A 22,633-nucleotide genomic window follows, 5' to 3' on the forward strand; every position below is an offset into this window, starting at 1 on the left:
CGGGCATTCGTTTGGATCGATCGAACAGGATCATCTGGCTTCCACGCCGTATGAAACACCTGGATGTTCGTCACGAATCATGATCCAGGTCCAAGCAATCGGACTGCCATGATAAGTCATACGCGACTCCTTGCTTGCCGGAGGCAACGCCACGCCAGCCTCGCAACCTGATTGGCCATGGATTTTGCACATGAGTCTCAGCCTCCGTGAGCAAGGGCTATGAACCGGCACAAACCATGCGGTGGCATCGGGCCAGGAGCCGGGCCGCACATCGTAATTCGATCTGACCGAGGCTTGTGCGCATTCGAAATCTGACCATGATAATTCCACGTCGCGCCACCTTGCCTTATTCGACGGTTACCGATTTCGCGAGATTTCGGGGTTGGTCGACGTCCGTACCCATCAGGATGGCCGTGTGGTAGGCCAGAAGCTGCACCGGAATCGCATAGACAATCGAAGTAAATGTCGTACCCATCTCCGGCAGCACAATCGTCGCGAGTGAATCCATGGATACCTCTGCGGCTCCCCGAGCGTCCGTTATCAAGATAATCTTGCCGCCGCGTGCGGCAACCTCCTGCATGTTCGAGATGGTCTTTTCGAACACCCGGTCGCAGGGAGCAATGACGATTACGGGAACGCTCTCGTCGATCAAGGCGATCGGGCCGTGCTTGAGCTCTCCGGCCGCATAGCCCTCGGCGTGAATATAGGAGATCTCCTTCAGCTTCAGTGCCCCCTCCAGGGCGAGCGGAAACGACGTGCCGCGACCAAGATATAGCACGTCACGCGATTTGGCGATGTGGCGTGCGAGCTTCTCGATCTGCGGCTCGCTGGCAAGCGCCGCTGTAACTAGCCGCGGAATGTCGATCAGCGCTCGCACGAGATCGACCTCGTCGCTCTCCGGCAATGCACCGCGCGCCTTGCCAGCAGCAACCGCAAGCGCGGCCAGGACGACCAGCTGGCATGTGAACGCCTTCGTCGAGGCAACGCCGATTTCAGGTCCGGCGAGTGTCTGCAACACTGTCCCGCTTTCGCGCGCAATGGTCGAACTCAGTACGTTCACGATCGAGAGGGTATGCAGGCCTTGCGATTTGGCATAGCGGAGCGCGGCCAGCGTATCGGCCGTCTCGCCGGACTGCGAGATGAAGATAGCAAGATTTCCCTTGCGCATCGGCGCCTCACGATACCGAAATTCGGAGGCGACATCGAGCTCGACCGGAATACGAGCCAGCCGCTCGAACCAGTATTTGGCGATATGGCCGGCGTAGCCTGCCGTACCACAAGCAGCGATCGAGATATGTCCGATCTCGTTGAAGTCGAACGGAAGCTCCTGCGGCAGTGCCACGCTCTCGGTGGCGATATCGACGTAATGCGCCAGCGTCTGCCCGATCACCTCTGGCTGTTCGTGGATTTCCTTCGCCATGAAGTGGCGGTAGTTTGCTTTGTCGACGAGAACCGACGAAGCGCCAGATTTCATCACCTCCCGGCGGACAACCGTGCCTTGTGCGTCGTAGACCACGCTGAAGTTGCGGTTGAGCACAGCCCAATCGCCATCCTCAAGGTAGGTGATCAAGCCGGTAAGGGGCGCGAGCGCGATGGCATCCGATCCGAGATACATTTCGCCTTCGCCATGCCCGATCGCGAGTGGTGAGCCCTTGCGCGCACCGATCATGAGATCGTGTTGACCCTTGAACAGGATTGCAAGCGCAAATGCGCCGACTAGCCGCGGCAGCGACGCTTTTACTGCCTCCTGCGGCGAGCAGCCATCTTTCAGATAAAAGTCGATGAGATGCGTCACCACCTCGGTGTCTGTTTCAGAGGCGAAACAGGCACCATGCTGTTTTAGCTCCGCCCGCAGCTCGCGAAAATTCTCGATTATGCCGTTATGGACGACTGCAACATTGTCCGTTGCATGCGGATGAGCATTGTGCTCCGTCGGCTTGCCATGAGTAGCCCAGCGCGTGTGCCCAATCCCGACATGGCCTGAGAGCGGATGGCAGCGAACGCGTGTCTCAAGGTTCCTCAGCTTGCCCTCGGCGCGTCGAAGCTCGATATGATTTCCTTTGAGCGTTCCGATGCCCGCTGAGTCATAGCCGCGATATTCCAGTCGCTTCAGTGAATCGATGAGACGATCTGCGACCGGACCGCGCCCCAAGATGCCGACAATTCCGCACATTTGATTAGTTTACCTCAAGTTCAAAACAGACCGTCGCGCAAAGGCGCGCGTGACCAATTCGCTCGCTATAGTTATCGGCCAGTCTAGCCGTGCCTGCCCTTCATCGGGCACGCGGCACCCCGAGGTGCGCGAGCTCCAAGCAACACGTGGAGCCCTGTCGAATTCACCGGAAGATCCTAAAGCAACTTTCTGGCAATCGCACAATGAGCGCCGTCAGCAGTTAGCAGCTGCATGAGTGTCTCGTTTTGTCCGATGTACCCGATACCGCCAAGAAGGCCTGGTAGGTCTGCCGCATTCCATCTACAAGCGATGTCCTCGCGCGCCAGCCGAGGCTGGCGAGACGACTGACGTCGAGCTGCTTGCGCGGCGTGCCGTCGGGGCGCGAGGTGTCGAAGGCGATCTCGCCGCCGTAACCGACGACCTCAGCCACGATCCGCGCGAACTCGGCGATAGTGATGTCCTCGCCGGTGCCGATATTGACAAGGTCCGCGCTCGAATAGCTCTTCATCAGGTGCACGCAGGCATCCGCCATGTCGTCGACATAGAGGAGCTCGCGCCGCGGCGTGCCGGTGCCCCACACGGCAACGCTCTTTGCGCCCGCGACCTTGGCCTCGTGGAAGCGGCGGATCAGCGCGGCAACGACATGGCTCAATTCGGGATGATAATTGTCGCCGGGGCCGTAGAGATTGGTCGGCATCACGCTGATGAAGTCGCTGCCATACTGGCTGCGATAGGCTTCCGCCATCTTGATGCCGGCAATCTTGGCGATCGCATAGGGCTCATTGGTCGGCTCGAGCGGGCCTGATAGCACCAAATCCTCGCGCAGCGGCTGTGCGGCCAGCTTCGGATAGATGCAGGAGGAGCCCAAAAACATCAGCTTTTCGGCGCCGTTTTGATGCGCGGCCTGGATCACGTTCGCGGCAATCGTGATGTTGTCGTAGATGAACTCGGCGCGCAGCGTGTCGTTGGCGACGATGCCGCCGACTTTTGCGGCGGCGAGAAAGATCACTTGCGGCCGCGTTTTCGCGAACCAATCGAACACGGCGGCCTGGTTGCAGAGATCGACCTCGCGCCGATCGACCGTGACGAGCTGCACGTCCTCCCGCGCGAGCCGGCGCGCAATCGCGCTGCCGACCATGCCGCGATGGCCTGCGACGTAGACGCTTTTGCCCTTCAGCTCAAACAGTGCGCTTGCCATGGGCCGCCTCCCGTTGTGCTTCCGCCAGATCGCTCGCCATCATCTCCGCGACGAGCTCTGCAAAGCTCCGCCTCGGCTTCCAGCCGAGCACCTGATGTGCCTTGCTGGCGTCGCCGACCAGGAGATCGACCTCGGTCGGACGGAAATAGGTCGGATCGATCTTCACCACCGTCTTGCCGCTCGTGGTATCGATGCCGGTTTCGTCGACACCGGCGCCGCGCCATTCGATCCGGCGGCCAACCTGCGCAAAGGACAGCTCGACCATCTCGCGCACCGAGCGCGTCTCGCCGGTCGCCAGCACGAAGTCGTCGGGCTTGTCGGCCTGAAGGATCATGTGCATGCCCTCGACATAATCCCTGGCATGGCCCCAGTCGCGCTTGGCCGAGAGATTGCCGAGATAGAGCGTCTCCTCCAGCCCGACCTCGATACGCGCGACGCCGCGCGTGATCTTGCGGGTGACGAAGGTCTCGCCGCGGATCGGGCTCTCATGGTTGAACAGGATGCCGTTACTGGCGAACATGCCGTAGGCTTCGCGGTAGTTCACCGTGATCCAGTAGCCGTAGAGCTTCGCCACGCCATAGGGCGAGCGCGGATAGAACGGCGTGGTCTCCTTCTGCGGGATCTCCTGAACGAGGCCGTAGAGCTCGGAGGTCGAGGCCTGGTAGAACCGGGTCTCCTTCTCCAGGCCGAGGATGCGGATCGCCTCGAGCAGCCGCAGTACGCCGATCCCATCGGCATTGGCGGTGTATTCGGGGGCTCTCGAAACTCACGGCGACATGGCTCTGGGCGGCGAGATTGTAGATCTCGGTCGGCCGGATCTGCTGCACCAGGCGGATCACATTGGTCGAGTCCGTCATGTCGCCGTAGTGCATCAGGAACGGCACGTCCCCGAGATGCGGGTCCTGGTAGAGATGGTCGACCCGCGCAGTATTGAATGAGGACGAGCGCCGCTTGATGCCGTGCACGACATAGCCGAGCGACAGCAGATGTTCGGCGAGATAGGCGCCGTCCTGTCCAGTCACGCCGGTGATTAGAGCGACCCGCCGTTTGCTCTGTTGGTTTGACAAATCGTTGCTCTGCGCAGGCTAATGTCGGTTCCCGATCGACGACGTCAATCGCGTCTGGCCTCGTCGAATGCGGAAGCGTCACGCTCTCGAACTGCCGAGTTCTGGACTCTGTATAGGCATTGCATCAATCGCTCAACTGTACGGAGGTAGCCTTCCACATCGAAAAGGTTTTGAAGGACTATACGAAAGTCTGTTGTCTGGAAGATTTCGCTCGGGCTTCGTCAAGCGTTTCTCTATTGAGTGGGTGCGACTAATGAAATTGCGGCGCGGATGGGAGGTAAGCAGACCCGTTTGACCAAGAAGCGTTCCACAGTCCCTGCGTGGTCAACTCGCGCGTTGAGCCGGCGAGTTTCCCTCATTTCGTGTCCTTGCGTAAGAGTTTTCCAGTCTTGCTGTTCATCCAGTGCAATCGCGAGCAAAGCCGGGCAAACAAAGCGTTGAAATTCGTTCTCTGTCGCGCAGTACTTATCATCATCGATCCATCTCTGGACAATCAACTTGATGATCTGGCAGGCAAAAGTGAAGGCGCGCATACTGTCTCTGTGCTGTTTGAGTTCACAGAAAAATGAACCGCCCCGGGATTGCCGGAGGCCATTTGGTTTAAGTTATGCCGCCATGGCGGGTTGTTCCAGCATGGCGTAGTAGCGTTGCTCGGCTTCGGCCGGTGGTATGTTGCCGATGGGCTCCAGGAGCCGCCGGTTATTGAACCAGTCGACCCATTCCAGCGTCGCGAACTCGACGGCCTCGAAGCTGCGCCATGGCCCGCGCCGATGGATCACCTCGGCCTTGTAGAGGCCGTTGATGGTTTCGGCGAGAGCATTGTCATAGGAATCTCCGACGCTGCCGACAGAAGGCTCCACGCCTGCTTCAGCCAGGCGCTCGGTGTACTTAATGGATACATATTGGGCGGATTCAAACGGTCGTCGCAACACCAGGAGTTTGGAGGTTGCGATGAACGTTGTAAGGCGCAGATCGGCGCGGTCAGGACGAGCCCCATTGCCGTCGCCAGGACGGCCCTCTGTTGCCGGGCGCGATGAACAGAATAAATTTTGGCGGGCGATTGCCGCTGGGTTAAGCAGCGAAGATGCTGCACTCGAAGCCGGATTGTCACAACCTGTCGGAAGCAGATTATTCCGAAAGGCGGGCGGCATGCCACCAGCGATGTTCAGATCTTCGGCAAAGGCTCTCTCCGGGCGGTATCTCTCGTTGAATGAGCGCGAGGAGATCGCACTTCTCAAGGTGCAGGGCCATTCCATACAGGAGATTGGACGTCGCCTGGGGCGGGCTGCTTCCACAGTCTCCCGTGAACTGCGGCGCAACGCGGCCACTCGCGGCGGCGGGTTGGGGTATCGGGCAATAACTGCCCAATGGCATGCGGATCGATCCGCCCGCCGGCCTAAGCCGACCAAGCTTGCGCTCAATGCAACCTTGCGCACTTATGTGGAGGAAAGACTTGCTGGCGGCGTCGTAGCCCCGACCGGCGCGCCCGTTCCTGGTCCCGCCGTTCCGTGGAAGGGGCGGCGGCATGGCCCGCGCAAGGATCGGCGATGGGCCAAAGCCTGGAGCCCTGAGCAGATTGCCCGACGCTTGCCGATCGACTTCCCGGACGACAAGACGATGCGCATCAGCCACGAAGCTATCTATCAAGCCCTCTTCGTTCAGGGCCGTGGCGCGCTACGCCGCGAGCTGACGGCCTGCTTGCGAACAGGGCGTGTGTTACGGATGCCCAGAGCGCGCGTACGCAGGCGAGGCAAGGGCTTTGTCTCGCCGGAGATCATGATCAGTGAGCGCCCTGCTGAAGCTGCCGATCGAGCAGTGCCGGGACATTGGGAGGGAGACCTCATCCTCGGTGTTGGCAGCTCAGCAATCGGCACGCTGGTCGAGCGCACGACGCGCTTTACGATGCTCTTGCACCTTCCACGGTTGGCGGGGCATGGCGAAGCTCCGCGCGTCAAAAACGGACCAGCCCTTGCGGGACATGGGGCCGAAGCCGTGCGCGACGCGATCACGCGCACCATCATCACTTTGCCCGAAGAGCTGCGCCGTTCGCTAACCTGGGATCAGGGAGCCGAAATGGCTCAGCACGATCGTCTCAAGATCGATGCGGGTATCCAGGTCTACTTCTGCGACCCGCAAAGCCCATGGCAGCGCGGCACTAACGAGAACACCAACGGGTTGCTGCGGCAGTACTTCCCGAAAGGCACGGACCTGAGCATCCACAGCGCCGAGGAGATATCCGCTGTGGCAGCGGCCCTCAATGCCCGACCGCGGAAGACACTAGGCTGGAAAACGCCGGCGGAGGCGCTTGACGATCTTCTGTTATCAGTGAAAGTAACTGGTGTTGCGACGACCGTTTGAATCCGCCTTGGCTGCCCCTGTCGCTGTGGTGCACCAGCCCGCTACGATGGACCGGCCGTCGATCATGCAGTGCCTGCTCCAGCGCATCGAGCACGAAGCCTGCATGCGCCGTGCGAGAGGCTCGCCAGCCCACGATCCTGCGGGCATAGGCGTCGATGACGAAGGCGACGTAGACGAAGCCGGTCCAGGTCGCGACATAGGTGAAGTCGGAGAGCCAAAGGACGTTTGGCCTTGGCGCCTTGAACTGGCGGTTGACGTGATCCAGCGGGCATGGCGCAGCCTTGTCGCTGATCGTGGTCTTGACGGGTTTGCCGCGGATGACCCCTTGCAAACCCATATCCCGCATCAGTCGCGACACCGTGCAACGGGCAACATCGAAGCCCTCACGTTTGAGCTGCCGCCAGACCTTGCGCGCGCCGTAGACGCGGAAGTTCTGATCGAAGACGCGCCGGACCTCGATCTTCAGCGCAACATCCTGCCTGGCGCGCGCCGACAGCCTGGCGGGATCCCGCCGCTTGGCCACATGGGCGTGATAGGTCGAGGGGGCGATCGGCAGGACCTTGCAGATCGGCTCGACCCCATGCGCCCCACGATGATCGTCGATGAAGGCGATCATGGCTTGGACCGGCGGTCGAGCTCCGCCATCGCAAAATAAGCGCTTGCCTTGCGCAGAATCTCGTTGGCCTGCCGAAGCTCCCGGTTCTCCCGCTCGAGCGCCTTCAGCTTCTCGGCCATGTCGGTCGGAACGCCAGCCCGCTGCCCGCTGTCGACTTCAGCTTTCTTGACCCAGTCATGCAGCGTCTGCGGCGTGCAGCCGATCTTGGCCGCAATCGACGTCACCGCCGCCCAGCGCGAGGGATGCTCACTCGCGTGATCCAAAACCATCCGAACCGCACGCGCCCGGACCTCGGGTGAAAACTTGTTCGTTGTCTTGCTCGTCATGGCTCCACCTTCTCAAGAGTTGGAGCCTCCGGCAATCCCGGGGCGGTTCAGTTGCACTTATGCCGATCACCGGCTCGACCGGCCGACGACGTCCCAGCCGGATCTGGGTTCGAAGGCTATTGCGGCCGCGTCACAAGTCAACGCTATCGCAATACCCTGCCGTACTCAAACAATCAAATGCATACAGCTAGTTCATTGTAGGTTTGGCTTGCGGAAGCCGTGAGCGTGGCGGCATTCCAAGGACGAGCTGAGACAGATATGGAACGCCGCGAAAAATCGAGCGCACCGTTAGCGCGATCGCAACAATCGTGGCACCGAGCATACCCGCGATGACCAACCGGGTCGTGAGATCCCAAAGTTCCCCGAACTGTACGAAATCCATGAGACGGAACACGGTACCCTGGACCAGGTAGAGCAGCAGCGTGGTCTGGCCCAACTCCACAGCGATAAAGCGGGCCATCCGATTTGAATGGCCAACGCTCCAGCATTGCAGCAGGAGTTCGCTAGCGATTGCTGAGGCAGCTGCAGAGCCAACAAACATCAGAAGCACGTCTTTAGCCGACCGAAAATCGTGAATTACCCCAAGATTATTGTAGACATAGGTGTCCTTGCCCCAAGCTAGAAAGCATACGCAAGTCACTATCGAGAGAAATAAAATCAGGAGCGGCTTGTGATGTCGCGATGTACTCGTCCATCGTTCTCTCCATCGAGCAAGCAAGAAGCCGAAGCAGAAGAATGGGTAAGTGAATCTGATCAGGGGCGATATGGAGAATGTCAGAGGCGCGAGTGCGACCAGTATGGCTAAGCCAGATATGACCCAGGACCGCTGGTTGAGCCTGCTAGAAATCTTGATGAGAAGGTAGGAAACAAACGTTGCCCAGATGAACCAGTATGTGCCAGCGAGATCGTCTACAAACTCCAAAAGTCCACTCGTTAGGCTGGTCGCGCGCCACAATGCCACCAGCTTAACTGTCTCCAGGAACGTCCACCAAAATAGCATCGGCAGCAAGAGCTGCTTCGCACGGTCGCTGGCGGCTCGAGTGAACGACTTTTGCAGCAGCGATCGAGAAGAAAGATATCCGCTTATCGCCATAAAGAGTGGCATGTGAAACATATAGATCGATTTGTAGTACGGCGAATACCAAAACCCGTCGCCTCGGTAGATGACATACTGGATCAGGTGCCCAACGATCACCAAAACAATGAGCGCACCTTTCGCGAAGTCTAAGCTTAGATCTCGATCGTTTGCCTCTGTCGTGCGCGAGCTCGGGGCGATCGTTCCAGTCACGCGTAGCAATGTATCAAACACCTAGATATCTGTTGTTGATGAGCCGGCGGCCCGTTGTCCGCTTCTTCTGCCTCATTTTTGATCCAGATGAAAGGTGATGGCGGGACTTTTTGGAAGGGGAATAAGCTCAGCTTGTTAGGCCTTGAAGAACGAGCTTTGGGCCGAGCGTCTCTGAATGTCTCGCGGAACTTCGCGGCAGAGCACATATCTAATTTGAGGTATTGGTGTAGCAGTACGGCGGCATACTATTTGCAGACGCGGTTCTGGGAGGAAGACTGTCGCGATCAGTCTCCCACTCAGCCCGACGCATCTCAGACCCGGCAGATGCGTCGGGCTTCTTCCGTTCGCCCAGCATAGTTTGCTTAGCCGCGCGCGATCGAAGAATTCGCACATACTGCGCGGTTAGCTTGGAAGCGCTATGTGGGCCGATAGTTCATCGCGACCAGAGGGGCCGATCCGCTCCCGGCGACGGCGGAGCCCGCCAGCCGGACTTGGATGCTCACGCTCACGGCGAGTAGTAGGGAGACGGCCGCCGCGGATCTGGCCCGGCGCAAGGGCTTATCGCGCGTCCAGAGCCAACGCTTTGGGCCTGGCATTGGCCGGGACCCGCGCGGGAGAGTGGTCGGCGTGGATGCGTTCGGCAGCAAAGGAGTGGCTTGAGATCGCTTCGACCAGTGGCATTTGTGTTGCCCTGCAACGGATGCGTAGGTTCGGGCGCTTCGGCCCGCCGAAGGGTTGCTGGTCGCGAACGCAAGTTGGCGAGTTTGGCGTGCACCACTCGATCCTTCGAATGCGCAAGGTCGCCAAAATGCGGCCTTTGCGTTTTCTGTGAACTACCAAGCGATTCGATCGTCTCGACGGACCAAGTGATTTTGGCCGCAATCGTGCGTCCTTCTCCGACAAAGTCCGGTCGTGCAAGTTTCAGGTGAGTTCTTTGTTCTAACGAGGTCCTGCCAGCAAGCCGCTGCCGTGGCACTTTGGCGCTTGGGTCAGCAAGGATCGTGGCACTGATGGTCGGGCGCTACTCCGTTAAAGCGAGGAGGGCCTCGCACTCGTCTGAATACGCGCCATACCACAGGCGCCTTGTCAGGAGCAAGATGTTGCAAGTGCTTCAACCAGATGCCGAAGTGCAACGACAAGAATGCGGGTGGAAAGGCAACGGTCGGCACTGGCACGCGGTAAGCACGCAGACGCGTATCGATCCACATCGTAAGCGCCGCACGGACGGGTGTGGCTTGGCGCGGGGGTGCTTCCGCACCTTTCATGCGAAGCTTCCGCCATGACCCTCGCGAAGCGCTTCATCGAGGCAGGCGATCAACTCCAGACCGTCAAAGGGTTTGGCGAAAAAGCCGGTTGCGCCGGCGCTCAACGCGCGGGCTCGCGTACGATCATTTGCGAAGGCCGTCATCAAGATGAATGGCACAGCGTGGCCCAGGGCGCGCATCTGTTCCAAAAGTTCAAAGCCGCTCATCATGGGCATCTGCACGTCTGCAATGACACAGGACGTGGCGTTCAATTGAGAGGACCGCAAGAATCCCTCAGCCGATGCAAACGTATGAACGATGTGGCCCTGCGATTTCAAAAGGTTGTTCAGTGCGGCACGAATCGAAGGATCGTCGTCAACAACGGAAACAGTTGAATACTTAGACAAGGCGACCCGTTCTTAGTTGGGCGAAGGCTTTGGCAACATGATGGCCAGCGCAAGAGTGCGCGTGTACGAGGCAATTGTAAAATCATACTTAGGTTTGTACGGTGAAACGGTCGGTCCCAATTCCCAGCCTCTCAGCCATCCTGATCAAATCGGCTAGCGATCGAGCTCCCATCTTCTTCATCACGTGGCCGCGATAGATTTTGACTGTAATCTCGGCGAGACCGAGTTCCGCGGCTACCTGTTTGTTCAATAGGCCGCCGGCGACCAGTTTAAATACATCCTGCTCTCGTGGACTTAGGGCCTTAAACAAGGACTGCAGCCTGCCGATCACCTGGTCTACACCTCGTCTCTTCCGATCCTGTTCGATCGCTGCGACTACGCCATCGAGTAGTTCCTGATCGCGAAACGGCTTGCTGAGAAAATCGATTGCGCCCTTCTTCATGGCTTTGACGGTCATCGGAATATCGCCATGAGCGGTGATGAAAATGATGGGAATGTGAATATTCAGTTTGGCTAGCTCATTCTGGAGCTCAAGGCCGCTCAATCCCGGCAGCCTGATGTCGAGCACAAGGCAGCTAGGAACATCAGGGAGTTCGCTCTGGAGCATTTCCCGAGCCGATCCGTAAGCAACGACATCTAGTCCGATCGAACGAAATAGGTTAACCAACGATTCACGCATTGAGAGGTCATCGTCGACGACGAAGACACTCGGCCTCACCTCCGGGCCGACGACATTTGCGGCTTCCTTCCGCGGTTCAGAGCGCTTGATCACGATAAGAGCCTCACTTGTACGATCTACAGTAGAATTGTCGCCTGGACACGGCCGTTGATCGCACGGGTAGCCTTTCGAGCCGTGCAAATCTCTGAGATTTCCAGGTATGTAATTGGTCAGCCATTCGCGCAAGCGAGGCGCATTACACGAAAGTCTAGCAAAAACCGCCCGACTGGTCGAGAACTGTCTTTCGGCTTGGTTTAGCATGGCGGCGCGTGTCGCCTGGCCTTCGGAGTGAGGCTGCAGCCGACGGCTCGCTATGCGGCTGAAGGATCAGAATGCCCGTCGCCTTGGTAGTTGAACGCGCGGGCGCGAGCTGAGCGAATTGACCCGATTGTGCCTGTGCATGCACCGATCCCGCCGGCGCTGAGATCGGCAAGCGGCGTAGACTATCGCACCTGTACTAAGGAAAATAGACATCACAACAAGCAGCAGCAACATAAGCGCATGAACCCTTCTTTTTCCGTCGTCAGATCGCCTGTGACTTGCTCTTTGCGTGGTTGGGGAAAGCACGTTGCGCGCCCCGAGCGGTCAACCTGGATGTGTTGGCGGACCTACCAGTGGCTCATCCATCCGAAGGCCCCACGGCGCAGGCTGCGTCATTTACAGGCGGCCCGACGCACTCCGTCCAGAAAAAAGTGCGTCGGGTTCGCCCCGCATCGCCAGTGCATCCGTGGTGATGCTGGCTCCAATGAAGCAACCAGCGTGGCAAAACTGAGGCTCGCTCAGCAAGGAGAGTAGGTCGTGACTCTCTGCTACTGCGTACCAGCGAGGAAGGGCTTGAATCGTTCGTAGCGTCAGGTTGTGCGATGCCGGTGTAGATCTATCGAAATGCCAAAGGCGTTCCGCCGTTCTTGATTTTTGATTGCATTTCTCTTCACCGGTCTTCGGTTAGCTTACGCGTTGCTTGAACAGCGGTCCAAGCAGCGAGAACTCTCTCGCATCTATTGGGTTCGCACGGCCGGCATTCCCCCTCCTGCGAGCCGCAGTGAGCGGCATCCCGATCTGCGAGCGCCTAGGGGGCTTTGTCGCGGGTCTGTTGCTCCATGAATGGGAGCAGGCCTAAGAGAATAGTTATGGGTCGGTGGCAAACAGTGGCTCGCAGATCTGCCATTCATGCTGTGGTTCGGAGTCTGACTGCATGGCGCCAACGATGGAGCCAGGAGTGAACATCGATTCGAAAGCAGCACCGTGTGTGTCGGCGGGATTTATAGCCTGAGCGCCCTTGCGGCGTTTATGTTCAACCACTCGACCGAGCATCTTCCTTCCCCCGGCCTTAGAAGCTTGCCTTCATGGCCGATTGGAGCAATCGTCTTTGGCGGCAGTGCTGTTAACCGATCAGGCTGTGATGTATTGGGCGTGTAATGAGCTGGTCCCGGTTGTCTGAACAGAATCTCCTCGTTGATAAGTGGAGCCTCTGCCGGGTTAGGCTGCCAAGCGGATTGGCAGTGGGGTGAAGTAGGCTTGATCAGGTGTGCTGCCGTCAAGGCTCGAGTGGGGACGGCGGCGATTGTAGAAGTCGAGATATCTGCCGATCGAGTCGCGCGCCTCGCTGACGGTCTCGTAGGCCCGCAGATACACCTCCTCGTACTTGACGCTGCGCCACAGCCGCTCGACGAACACGTTGTCCCGCCAAGCCCCTTTGCCGTCCATGCTGATGGCGATGCCGTTGCGCGGCGAGCACGGCGGTGAAGTCCGCACCGGTGAACTGTGAACCCTGGTCGGTGTTGAAGACGTCAGGCCGGCCGTGCAGCGCCAAGGCATCCTCCAGGGTCTCGACGCAGAAGGCCGCTTCCATCGTGATCGATAACCGCCATGACAATACTCGTCGGGTAGCCCAATCGAGCACGACAGCGAGATACACGAAGCCGCGCGCCATCGGGATGTAAGTGATGTCCATCGCCCAGACCTGGTTCGGACGCGTGATCTCCATGCCGCGCAGCAGATACGGATAAATCTTGTGGCCGGGCTCCGGCTTCGTGGTTCGGGGGCGGCGATAGAGCGCTTCTATCCCCATCCGCCGCATCAGCGTTTTGACATGCCGGCGGCCGATCTTGCACCCCTCGGCAGCAGCAGGCCTCTCAACATCCGCGAACCGGCGAAAGGAAACTCCAGATGCAGCCGATCGAGACGCCGCATGACCGCGAGATCGGCGTCCGACACCGGGCGCGGCAGGGTAATAGACGCTGCCACGGCTGATCTGCAAGACTTCCGCTTGCTTCGTGATCGACAAATCGTGCTCGCGGTCGATCATCGCTTTGCGCTCAGCAATCCCGCCTTGGTGAGCGCACCTTCTAAAAAATCGTTCTCCAGCGTCAGCTCGCCGATCTTGGCGTGCAGCGACTTTACGTCCACAGCCGGCACGGCGGCCGTCACACTTCCAGATCCGAAAACCTCGGAAGCTCCTCCCTCGAGCTGCGCCTTCCACGCCATAATCTGATTGGGATGGACGTCAAATTGCTCAGCCAGTTGAGCTATCGTTCGGTCGCCATTCACGGCAGCGAGTGCCACCTTGGCCTTGAAAGCCGGCGTGTGGTTCCGGCGCGGTCGTCTGCTCATGGTCTCTCCTGTTCGCGGCGATTATCGCCGCCGTCAGGCAGAAACTCCACTTATCCTCCTGTTCACATTTGCGGGGCCAGCTCTTAAGTCGCGTTTTGGCGTGCCGCGGTCCACTCTTTGGCGGCCCCGATCGGTACTCGCGTCATTTTGCGAATTCCCTTCACAAGCTCGCCCGATATGTGTCAGGTTTTGGCTCAGTCCTTATGACCGGGCGGGCAAATGCCGCGGGACCCCCTCAGCCGAACTCCGTTCGGCTCAAATCTCGACAGTGACATCCTGCCCCTGTGGGAGGATGGTGATCGCGCGTTTTGCCGTGCGTGGCGCGGGCAAATCCAGGGTAGCAGGGCTAACGTGCTTGTCGTGCGGCCCATCGCGGAAGACCCAGCGACGCTCGACCGTCTCGCCCATGAGTGTGAGCTAAGAGAGGAGCTGGACGAGGCATGGGCGGTTCGGCCGTTGGAACTCATCCGGGAAGCTGGTCGGACTATGCTGGTCCTGGAGGATCCATGCGGCGAGCCACTGCTGCACTTACTCGGGATCCGTATGGAGCCCAAGGGCTTCCTGGGCCTCGCTATTAGTATCGCGAGGGCCGTGAGCAAACTTCACCGGCACGGCTTGGTCCACAAGGACCTAAAACCCGCTCACATTCTGGTCAATTGTCCTGACGAACAGGTGCGACTCACTGGGTTTGGTCTGGCTTCCCGTCTTGCCCGCGAGCGCGTGCCGCCTGAGCCTGCCGAGTTCATCGCCGGCTCGCTGCCCTACATGGCGCCAGAACAGACCGGACGAATGAATCGCTCGGTCGATTGTCGCAGTGATCTCTATTCACTTGGCGTGACATTCTACCAGATGCTGACCGGCGCGCTGCCGTTCACCGCCTCAGATCCCTTGGAGTGGATCCATTGTCATGTTGCAAGAAAAGCAATACCGCCCGTCGAGAAATCGCAAAACCTCCCCGAGCCGATATCTCAGATTGTGATGAAACTCCTCGCGAAAACCGCCGAGCAACGCTACCAGACTGCCGCTGGCCTTGAGCACGATCTGCAACACTGTCTCGCAGTATGGGCCAACCACGGTCGCATCGACCCATTTGAGCTCGGCACAGACGACACACCTGATCGGTTGCTCATCCCCGAGAAGCTCTATGGCAGAGCCCTTCAGATCGAGGCTTTGCTTGCCTCTTTCAATCGCGCGGTGAAGAGCGGCGCGCCGAGGTTGGTGCTCGTCGCTGGTTACTCCGGTGTCGGTAAATCTTCGCTCGTCCAGGAGCTACACAAAGCGCTGGTGCCCTCGCGCGGGCAGTTGGTGTCAGGCAAATTCGACCAGCTGAAGCGCGACGTTCCTTATGTGACGCTAGTGCACACGTTTCAGAGTCTTGTCCGTGCTCTTCTCAGCAAAAGTGAGGGCGAACTCGCCACCTGGCGGCAAGCGCTCCGGGAGGCGCTCGGCGCGAATGGACGACTGATGGTCGAATTGATCCCCGATCTGAGCCTGATCATTGGCGAGCAGCCCGCGGTTGCTGAGCTTCCAGCCGGGCAAGCGCAGATTCGTTTCCAGCTGGTGCTTCGCCGCTTTATTGGCGTGTTCGCCCGGCGAACCCATCCTTTGGTGCTCTTCCTCGACGATTTGCAGTGGCATGATGCCGCAACGCTCGACTTGATCGAGGATCTCCTGACCCAGTCGGATCTGCACCTGCTGCTCATTGGAGCTTACCGCAGCAACGAACTTGATGCAGGCCATCCACTCAAACGCAAGCTGGACTCCATCAGGAGAGCCGGCGTAAATTTCGAGGAGATCACGCTCTCGCCGCTCACTGCAGACGATGTCGCGCAGTTAGTCGCGGATACCCTTCGCTGCGGACCCAAACGAGCTGCCCCGCTTGCAAAGCTGGTGCATCAGAAGACGATGGGTAATCCGTTCTTCGCCATTCAATTCCTTTCTGAGCTGGCCGAAGAGCAGCTGTTGACGTTCGATCACGAGTCGGCGCGCTGGCGATGGGATCTCGAGCGTATTCACGCAAAAGCGTACACCGAGAACGTCGTAGATCTGATCCTCGGTAAGCTCATCCGCCTGCCCGAGGAAACGCAGGACGCGCTGCAACAGCTGGCCTGTTTCGGCAACATCGCCGGGACGGCGGAGCTTGCGATCGTGCTCGAAACTTCGCAGGAGCAGGTGCATGCGACCCTGTGGCCGGCGATCCGGCAGGAACTGATCGCGCGCCACGGAACAGCCTACCGCTTCCTCCACGATCGCGTTCAAGAGGCGGCCTACTTGCTGGTGCCGGAATCCTCGCGCGCTCCTGCCCATCTGCGGATCGGTCGGATGCTGGCGGCACACGCCCCTGCGCACAAACGCGAAGAGGCAATCTTCGACATCGTCAGCCAACTCAATCGAGGTGTCGCGCTAATTGCCTCCGGTCAGGAGCGTGAGCAGCTCGCAGAGCTGAATTTGATCGCAGGGCAGCGTGCCAGGGCGTCGGCGGCCTACGCCTCGGCACTCACATATTTCACCGTCGGTGCTGCGCTGCTCGCGGAGCACTCTTGGCGAAGGCGCCACGAACTCGCGTTTGCACTGGAGACAAGCCGGGCGGAATGCGAATTCTTGGTAGGCCAGCTGGACGTTGCAGAGAGCCTTCTGTCCGCTCTGTCGAAGCGCGCCTTGAACGGGCCCCAGCGAGCAACGGTCGCCTGTTTGCGGGTCGATCTTTACTTGACGCTCGGTCAGCACGGGCGGGCAGTGCTCACAGGGCTCGAATATCTTCACGATGTCGGGATCCAGTGGTCGCAGTATCCGACGGACCAGGAAACATTAACCGAATATCAGCGGATGTGGTCACAGCTGCCCGACGCAATCGAGGAACTTGCTAGTTTGCCTGGAATGACAGATCAGACCTCGCTTGGCACGCTTGCCGTCTTGACGCGGATTCTTCCGCCCGCAGGTTTCACGGACGCCAATTTATCCGCGTTGGTCATCTGCAGAGCTGTCACCATCAGCCTCGAATACGGCAATACTGATGCTTCTTGCGCCCACTACGCGTGGTTAGGTCGAATTTTAGCCGGGCGCTTCGGTGACTACCAAACAGCAGAGAAGTTAGGTCTTCTTGCTTGCGGCCTGGTAACTCGCGGTGAGTACTCCCGTTTTCGGGCGCCTGTCTATTTGGCCCTCGGAGGCAACGTGATCCCCTGGACGAAGCCGCTAAGAGATGGCCGAGCTTTGATTCGGCTAGCGCTTGCAGCTGCCGTCAGCAGCGGCGACGTCATCTATGAGGCGTACAGCTTGGTTCATCTAACCTCAAATATGATAATGGCCGGAGATCCCCTGAAAGAGGTGCAGAACGAGATAGAGAAAAGCGTTGCTACGGTACGGAATAGAAAGGCCCGCTTTGCGGCTGATGCGATGGCCGCTCAGCTCGCAATCGTTAGAAGCATGCGGGGCCTGACGCGCTCATTCGGTTGCTTAGATGACCAAGAATTTGACGAGCTAGACGTCGAGCAATCGTTGGCAGGCAGTCCGGAGCTGTCACCTAGCGAACCCGTCTACTGGATCCGCAAACTTCAGGCGCGATTTCTAGCCGGCAATTATGCCGCGGCTGTTGATGCTCGCTCCAAGGCGGAGCCCAAATTATGGACTATGCCGACGGAGCCCTTGATCGCGGAGCTTCACTTCTATGGTGCGCTGTCTCACTCATGTTACTGCGACAAGCTAGGCGAAAGCGAACAACAGCAGCATTGGGATATCATTGATGCCCATTACAGACAGCTGCAGATGTGGGCGACGAATTGCCCTGAAAATTTTGAGAATCGGGCTGCCTTGGTCGGCGCTGAAATTGCAAGGCTCGAATACCGGGATGCAGACGCAATGCGACTATATGAACACTCAATCCAGACCGCAGCACGTAACGGTTTCGCCCACCACGAGGGAATCGCTTGCGAACTTGCAGCGCGCTTTTATGCTGCGCGCGGTTTTGACAGAATCTCCCGGGTTTACCTGCAGGACGCGCGGCGCGGCTACCTTCGTTGGGGAGCAGATGGCAAGGTGCGTCAGCTCGACGAACTGAATCCCCATCTCAGCCATGAGGAGACCACTCCTGCGATGAATGGAATGAGGATCGGAGCTCCGGTTGAGCATCTTGATCTCGCGACGGTGACAAAAGTGTCGCAGGCGATTTCCGGCGAGATTGTTCTCCAAAAACTTATCGACACGCTTATGCGGACTGCCATTGAGCAGGCCGGCGCCGAACGAGGTTTGTTAATTCTGCTGCATGGAGGCGAGCCACGGATCGAGGCGGAAGCCACAACGGTAGCGGATGCGCTGCTTGTAAAGGTGAATGAACAGCCCGTAACTCCGATGGCGCTTCCCGAGTCCGTGCTGCATTTCGTCCTACGCGTCCGCGAAAACGTCATTCTCGAAGACGCTGCCGCCGAGCCTTCATTTGCGGAAGATCCGTATATCCGCGAGCGCAAAGCGCGTTCTATTCTTTGCCTGCCACTGATCACGCAGGGCAAGCTGATCGGTGTACTTTATCTGGAGAATAATCTCGCCGCGCGCATATTCTCGGCTGCCCGCAACTCGGTGCTGAAAATGCTTGCCTCGCAAGCTGCAACAGCGCTGGAAAACAGCCGGTTGTACAGCGAAGTTGAGCAACGGGAGTCGAAAATCCGGCGCTTACTCGACGCTAACGTCATCGGAATATTTATCATTCGCGAAGGAGGCGAGATCATCGAGGCAAATCAAACCTTCCTCACGATGGTAGGATACGACCGAGAGGATCTCGTCGCGGGGCGGGTGAACGGTCTCGACCTGACACCGCCAGAATGGCACGAGCGTACACTGAATGCTGGAAGAGAAGCAAAAAGGACCGGAGCTGTTCAGCAGTTCGAGAAAGAGTATGTCCGCAAGGATGGCAGCCGCGTGCCGGTGCTAATTGGCCTCGCCGTATTCGATGCGCGAGACGACCAAGGTGTTGGCTTCGTCCTCGACCTGACAGAGCGAAAGAGAGCGGAAACGGAAGCCCGTGAAAGCGAACGACGGTATCGCGAGACTCTGATGGGGCTGGCACACGCCAATCGGATCACGACAATGGGACAGCTGGCCGCCTCAATCGCCCATGAGGTCAACCAGCCGATTGCCGCGATCAGCAGTAATGCGGGGGCGGGGCTAAATTGGCTCGGCGCTCAACCACCAAATCTGGAGGAAGTTCGGCAGACCTTCGGTTTGATTCTCCGTGACAGTATGCGTGCAGGGAACGTGATCCGTCGGATCCGCGCTCTTATGAATAAGGCTCCTATGCAAACGGAGCTTCTCGCAATTGACGAATTGATCTTAGAGGTGCTGGCCCTAGTTCGCGCGGAACTTGCGAAAAATGATGTATGGGTGCAAACGCGACGGACTGAGGCGTTGCCGCTCGTCCGCGCAGATCGCGTCCAAGTCCGGCAGGTGATTCTCAATTTGATCACGAACGCCATCGAGGCCATGAGCGAGATCAACGAAGGTGACCGCGAGTTACTGATCAGTGCGCGGACAGATGACTCGAATAACGTAGTGGTCTCTTTTAGGGATACGGGTCCAGGCCTCGATCCGAACAGCGCTGATCGCGTGTTTGAGGCGTTTTACACCACCAAGTCCGAAGGCATGGGCATGGGGCTGGCCATTTGCCATTCTATCATTGAGGCGCATGGGGGGCGGATGTGGGCGGGCGCCAATGACCCTCGAGGGGCCGTCTTCCAGTTCAGCATGCCGGTTGCGCCGGAGGGCGTGGATCGGTCGGAACAGGTCGTCTTCAACGTCTTAGGCTCGAGTTCGATGTCCAGCAGCGCGCTCCAGGAGCCCCGATCATCGTGACCGATGCGAGCGGCGGACCTTGAGGAGTTGAGACAATCGAGTTTCTTAGTGCCGTAGGAGAGTGTTGGAGCGACCGCTGATTGTCGCGAATTGGCAGAAGATATGCAATCTGAACCGCAGCGCCAGATTCAAGACGCTTTGAGGGCTTCCTGCAAGTCCCTGAGATTGCAGGGCGTCAAGCAGAATCAGACGAAAGCTGCACGCGCACTGTTCGAGAGAATGAGGGCAAAAGCTCTCCAAGGCATTCCGGAGCACGGAAACTTGCATCTCTCGGGTCCCGAGCGGTTTGATCCGTACTTCATCGACCGGGCGGCGCTCGACGGCGGTCTGCAGGCGAAGAGCGGCCGGCATCGGCTGCTCCTGATGCTGGACGAATTTCCGGCGCTCGGGCGTCTCGACTTTTTCGAATCTGCGCTCGCGTTCATGGCGGGTTACGGCCTGAAGAGCTTCCTGATCGCCCAGTCGCTCAACCAGATCGAAAAGGCGTATGGGCCGAACAATTCGATCCTCGACAACTGCCATGTCCGCGTCAGCTTCGCGACCAATGACGAGCGGACAGCTAAGCGCGTGTCGGATGCGCTCGGCACCGCGACCGAGATGCGAGCGATGAAGAACTATGCCGGCCACCGGCTTTCGCCCTGGCTCGGGCACATGATGGTGTCGCGGTCGGAAACGGCCAGGCAGCTGCTTACGCCCGGCGAGATCATGCAGCTTCCGCCATCAGACGAAATCGTCATGGTCGCCGGCACGCCACCGATCCGGGCGAAGAAGGCCCGATACTATGAGGATCGCCGGTTTCAGGAGCGGGTACTGCCGCCGCCCACCATAACGAAGCCGGATGTGGTCTCGACCGACGACTGGAGCAAACTGGCATTGCCGCCCTCGCCAGAGATCCTGACAGCGGCGACGGGAGCTAATCCGGACGAGGAGGACACGACCGATTCCGAGCGCCGCCGCCAGCCCGAACTGAGCCGCGTGCAGCCGATCACCAAAGTGGTGCCGATCGACAACGAGTTCGAGATCGACCCGGCGGACGATGCCGATGACGACGCAGCGCGCCTCAGCCGCATGAATCAGAACATGCGGCAGGTCGCGCGCCAAGCTTCGCTCGACCCGGGCGACGGCATCGAGCTGTAGGGGCCCAGCGATGAAGAAATCTCCGAAGAAGCAGCGGCTCTCCGTCTATCTCGAGCCCGACGTCATGAAGGCCCTCTCCGCGCACGCGGCCCGGCGCGGCCACTCGATGTCATTGGTCGCGGAAGCCGGCATCGCATCCTTCCTTTCGCCCGATGCGGCGGAACGCCAGGAGGCGGCGATCACCAAGCGGCTCGACCAGATCGACCGGCGTATGACCCGCGTGGAGCGTGACGTCGGTATCTCCGTCGAGACGCTGGCAGTCTTTGTCCGCTTCTGGCTGACCACGACGCCTGCGCTTCCCGAGCCCGCCGCTCAGGCCGCTCGCGCCAAAGCCGGCGAGCGGTACGAGGCCTTCGTAGCGGCTCTGGGGCGCCGACTCGCAACTGGGCCGAAGCTCAGACAGGAAATTTCGGAGGACATCGATCCCGCCCGCGATGCGGAATAATCGTCGGCAGGCGTTGCGCAAGTATAGAGTGGTTCCGCCGTTTCCCTGTCTTTGTACGCCACAGTACGACAACCACATTTTGGTTGTTGTCATGCCGTGAATTCTGCCTCTTCTACTCATCCCCGATCAGGGCCGCTTTTCGCGGGCCCACAAAAGAACGGGGACGAAGTGGCGGCCACTCACCAGAAATCGGAGGTAATCCTTCGCGGCGCACGCATGCTGCGCACGGCCCTCGGACCGGCGATCGCCCAATTCCTGGAAGACCCGCTTGTCGTCGAGGTGATGCTCAACCCCGATGGGCGGCTCTGGATCGACCGGCTCTCCGAAGGACTCTCCGACACGGGTGAACGGCTGTCGCCGGCCGATGGCGAGCGCATCGTTCGACTCGTCGCGCACCATGTCGGCGCCGAGGTTCATCCAGCCAGCCCGCGCGTCTCCGCCGAGTTGCCGGAAACAGGGGAGCGTTTCGAGGGCCTTCTGCCGCCAGTGGTGGTCGCGCCGGCCTTCGCCATTCGCAAGCCGGCCGTCGCCGTCTTCACGCTCGACGACTATGTCGCGGCCAGCATCATGGTGGCCGATCAGGCCGAGGCGCTGCGGGTCGCCGTTACCGAGCGCCGCAATATCCTGGTCGCCGGCGGCACCTCGACCGGCAAGACCACGCTCACCAACGCGCTGCTCGCCGAGGTGTCGAAAACCGCAGACCGCGTCGTGCTGATCGAAGATACGCGCGAGCTGCAATGCGCCGCCCCGAACCTCGTCGCCATGCGCACGAAGGATGGCGTCGTCTCGCTCTCCGATCTCGTCCGCTCCTCGCTACGGCTGCGCCCTGATCGCATCCCGATCGGCGAGGTGCGCGGCCCTGAAGCGCTCGATCTGCTCAAGGCCTGGGCCACCGGCCACCCCGGCGGCATCGGCACCATCCATGCGGGCACCGCCATCGGCGCTCTGCGCCGCCTCGAGCAGCTTATCCAGGAAGCCGTCGTCACCGTTCCGCGCGCCCTGATCGCTGAAACGATTGATCTCGTCGCCGTGCTCTCAGGCCGTGGCTCTTCGCGACGGCTCGCCGAACTCGCTCGCGTCGAAGGGCTCGGCCCTGACGGCGATTATCGCGTCATCCCCGCCACCAATCACCCTCAGCCCGAACCAGGAGCTTCGCTATGATGCCTGCCATTCAACATATGCGATTTACCCGCCAGCGCCTC

General features: G+C 59.5%; 10 protein-coding genes, 5 pseudogenes and 1 other annotated feature. Of the genes and pseudogenes, 6 read left to right on the plus strand and 9 right to left on the minus strand.

The features are described 5' to 3' along the window. Window positions 1–346: 346 nt before the first annotated feature. From glmS to gmd, 3 genes and pseudogenes are all read right to left on the minus strand, one after another. Window positions 347–2,173: a glutamine--fructose-6-phosphate transaminase (isomerizing) gene (gene glmS, locus ACVWYI_RS37585; RefSeq protein ID WP_456664671.1), complete on the minus strand. Its 1,827-nt coding sequence runs from the start codon at window positions 2,171–2,173 to the stop codon at window positions 347–349. A gap of 220 nt (window positions 2,174–2,393) precedes the next feature. Next, window positions 2,394–3,371, minus strand: a complete 978-nt coding sequence (fcl, locus tag ACVWYI_RS37590) for a GDP-L-fucose synthase (protein WP_456664672.1) — start codon at window positions 3,369–3,371, stop codon at window positions 2,394–2,396. Then, window positions 3,352–4,438 (minus strand): annotated as a pseudogene (gmd, locus tag ACVWYI_RS37595) (GDP-mannose 4,6-dehydratase). Before gmd ends, fcl begins: the two are co-directional and overlap by 20 nt. Window positions 4,439–4,827: 389 nt before the next feature. Between gmd and ACVWYI_RS37600 the strand changes: the two are divergent. Further along, complete coding sequence (locus ACVWYI_RS37600; protein ID WP_456664673.1) at window positions 4,828–5,007, plus strand: hypothetical protein; 180 nt, start codon at window positions 4,828–4,830, stop codon at window positions 5,005–5,007. A gap of 36 nt (window positions 5,008–5,043) precedes the next feature. On the opposite strand, the pseudogene ACVWYI_RS37605 reads toward ACVWYI_RS37600, so the two are convergent. Further along, a pseudogene (locus ACVWYI_RS37605) lies at window positions 5,044–5,343 on the minus strand (integrase core domain-containing protein); the annotation flags it as partial. Window positions 5,344–5,389: 46 nt separating this feature from the next. On the opposite strand from ACVWYI_RS37605, the gene ACVWYI_RS37610 reads away from it, so the two are divergent. Next, a complete protein-coding gene (locus ACVWYI_RS37610) occupies window positions 5,390–6,796 on the plus strand; it encodes an IS30 family transposase (protein ID WP_456663005.1) in 1,407 nt (468 codons plus the stop codon). A gap of 7 nt (window positions 6,797–6,803) precedes the next feature. On the opposite strand, the pseudogene ACVWYI_RS37615 reads toward ACVWYI_RS37610, so the two are convergent. The 5 genes and pseudogenes from ACVWYI_RS37615 to ACVWYI_RS37635 all read right to left on the minus strand — a co-directional run. Next, window positions 6,804–7,738: pseudogene (locus ACVWYI_RS37615) on the minus strand (IS3 family transposase); the annotation flags it as partial. Beyond that, window positions 7,338–7,454: a sequence feature (AL1L pseudoknot), on the minus strand. It overlaps the preceding pseudogene by 117 nt. A 187-nt stretch (window positions 7,739–7,925) precedes the next feature. Beyond that, window positions 7,926–9,047 (minus strand): nodulation factor fucose acetyltransferase NolL, encoded by a 1,122-nt coding sequence (nolL, locus tag ACVWYI_RS37620; RefSeq protein WP_456664674.1) that lies wholly within the window; start codon window positions 9,045–9,047, stop codon window positions 7,926–7,928. 1,240 nt (window positions 9,048–10,287) lie between these two features. Then, window positions 10,288–10,677 (minus strand): response regulator transcription factor, encoded by a 390-nt coding sequence (locus ACVWYI_RS37625; protein WP_456664675.1) that lies wholly within the window; start codon window positions 10,675–10,677, stop codon window positions 10,288–10,290. Window positions 10,678–10,765: 88 nt separating this feature from the next. Then, window positions 10,766–11,395, minus strand: a complete 630-nt coding sequence (locus ACVWYI_RS37630) for a response regulator transcription factor (RefSeq protein WP_456664830.1) — start codon at window positions 11,393–11,395, stop codon at window positions 10,766–10,768. 1,479 nt (window positions 11,396–12,874) lie between these two features. After that, window positions 12,875–14,008 (minus strand): annotated as a pseudogene (locus ACVWYI_RS37635) (IS3 family transposase). 219 nt (window positions 14,009–14,227) lie between these two features. Between ACVWYI_RS37635 and ACVWYI_RS37640 the strand changes: the two are divergent. The 4 genes and pseudogenes from ACVWYI_RS37640 to trbB all read left to right on the plus strand — a co-directional run bounded on the left by ACVWYI_RS37640 (window position 14,228) and on the right by trbB (window position 22,592). Further along, a complete protein-coding gene (locus ACVWYI_RS37640; RefSeq protein ID WP_456664676.1) occupies window positions 14,228–19,849 on the plus strand; it encodes a trifunctional serine/threonine-protein kinase/ATP-binding protein/sensor histidine kinase in 5,622 nt (1,873 codons plus the stop codon). A 327-nt stretch (window positions 19,850–20,176) separates the two neighbouring features. Further along, window positions 20,177–20,986 (plus strand): annotated as a pseudogene (locus ACVWYI_RS37645) (type IV secretory system conjugative DNA transfer family protein); the annotation flags it as partial. 10 nt (window positions 20,987–20,996) lie between these two features. After that, entirely contained in the window at window positions 20,997–21,431 is a 435-nt protein-coding gene (locus ACVWYI_RS37650) for a CopG family transcriptional regulator (protein WP_456664677.1), read from the plus strand. Between the two features lie 168 nt (window positions 21,432–21,599). After that, complete coding sequence (gene trbB / locus ACVWYI_RS37655; protein ID WP_456664678.1) at window positions 21,600–22,592, plus strand: P-type conjugative transfer ATPase TrbB; 993 nt, start codon at window positions 21,600–21,602, stop codon at window positions 22,590–22,592. The last annotated feature ends 41 nt before the right edge of the window (window positions 22,593–22,633 follow it).

The organism is Bradyrhizobium sp. LB13.1, assembly GCF_054056815.1.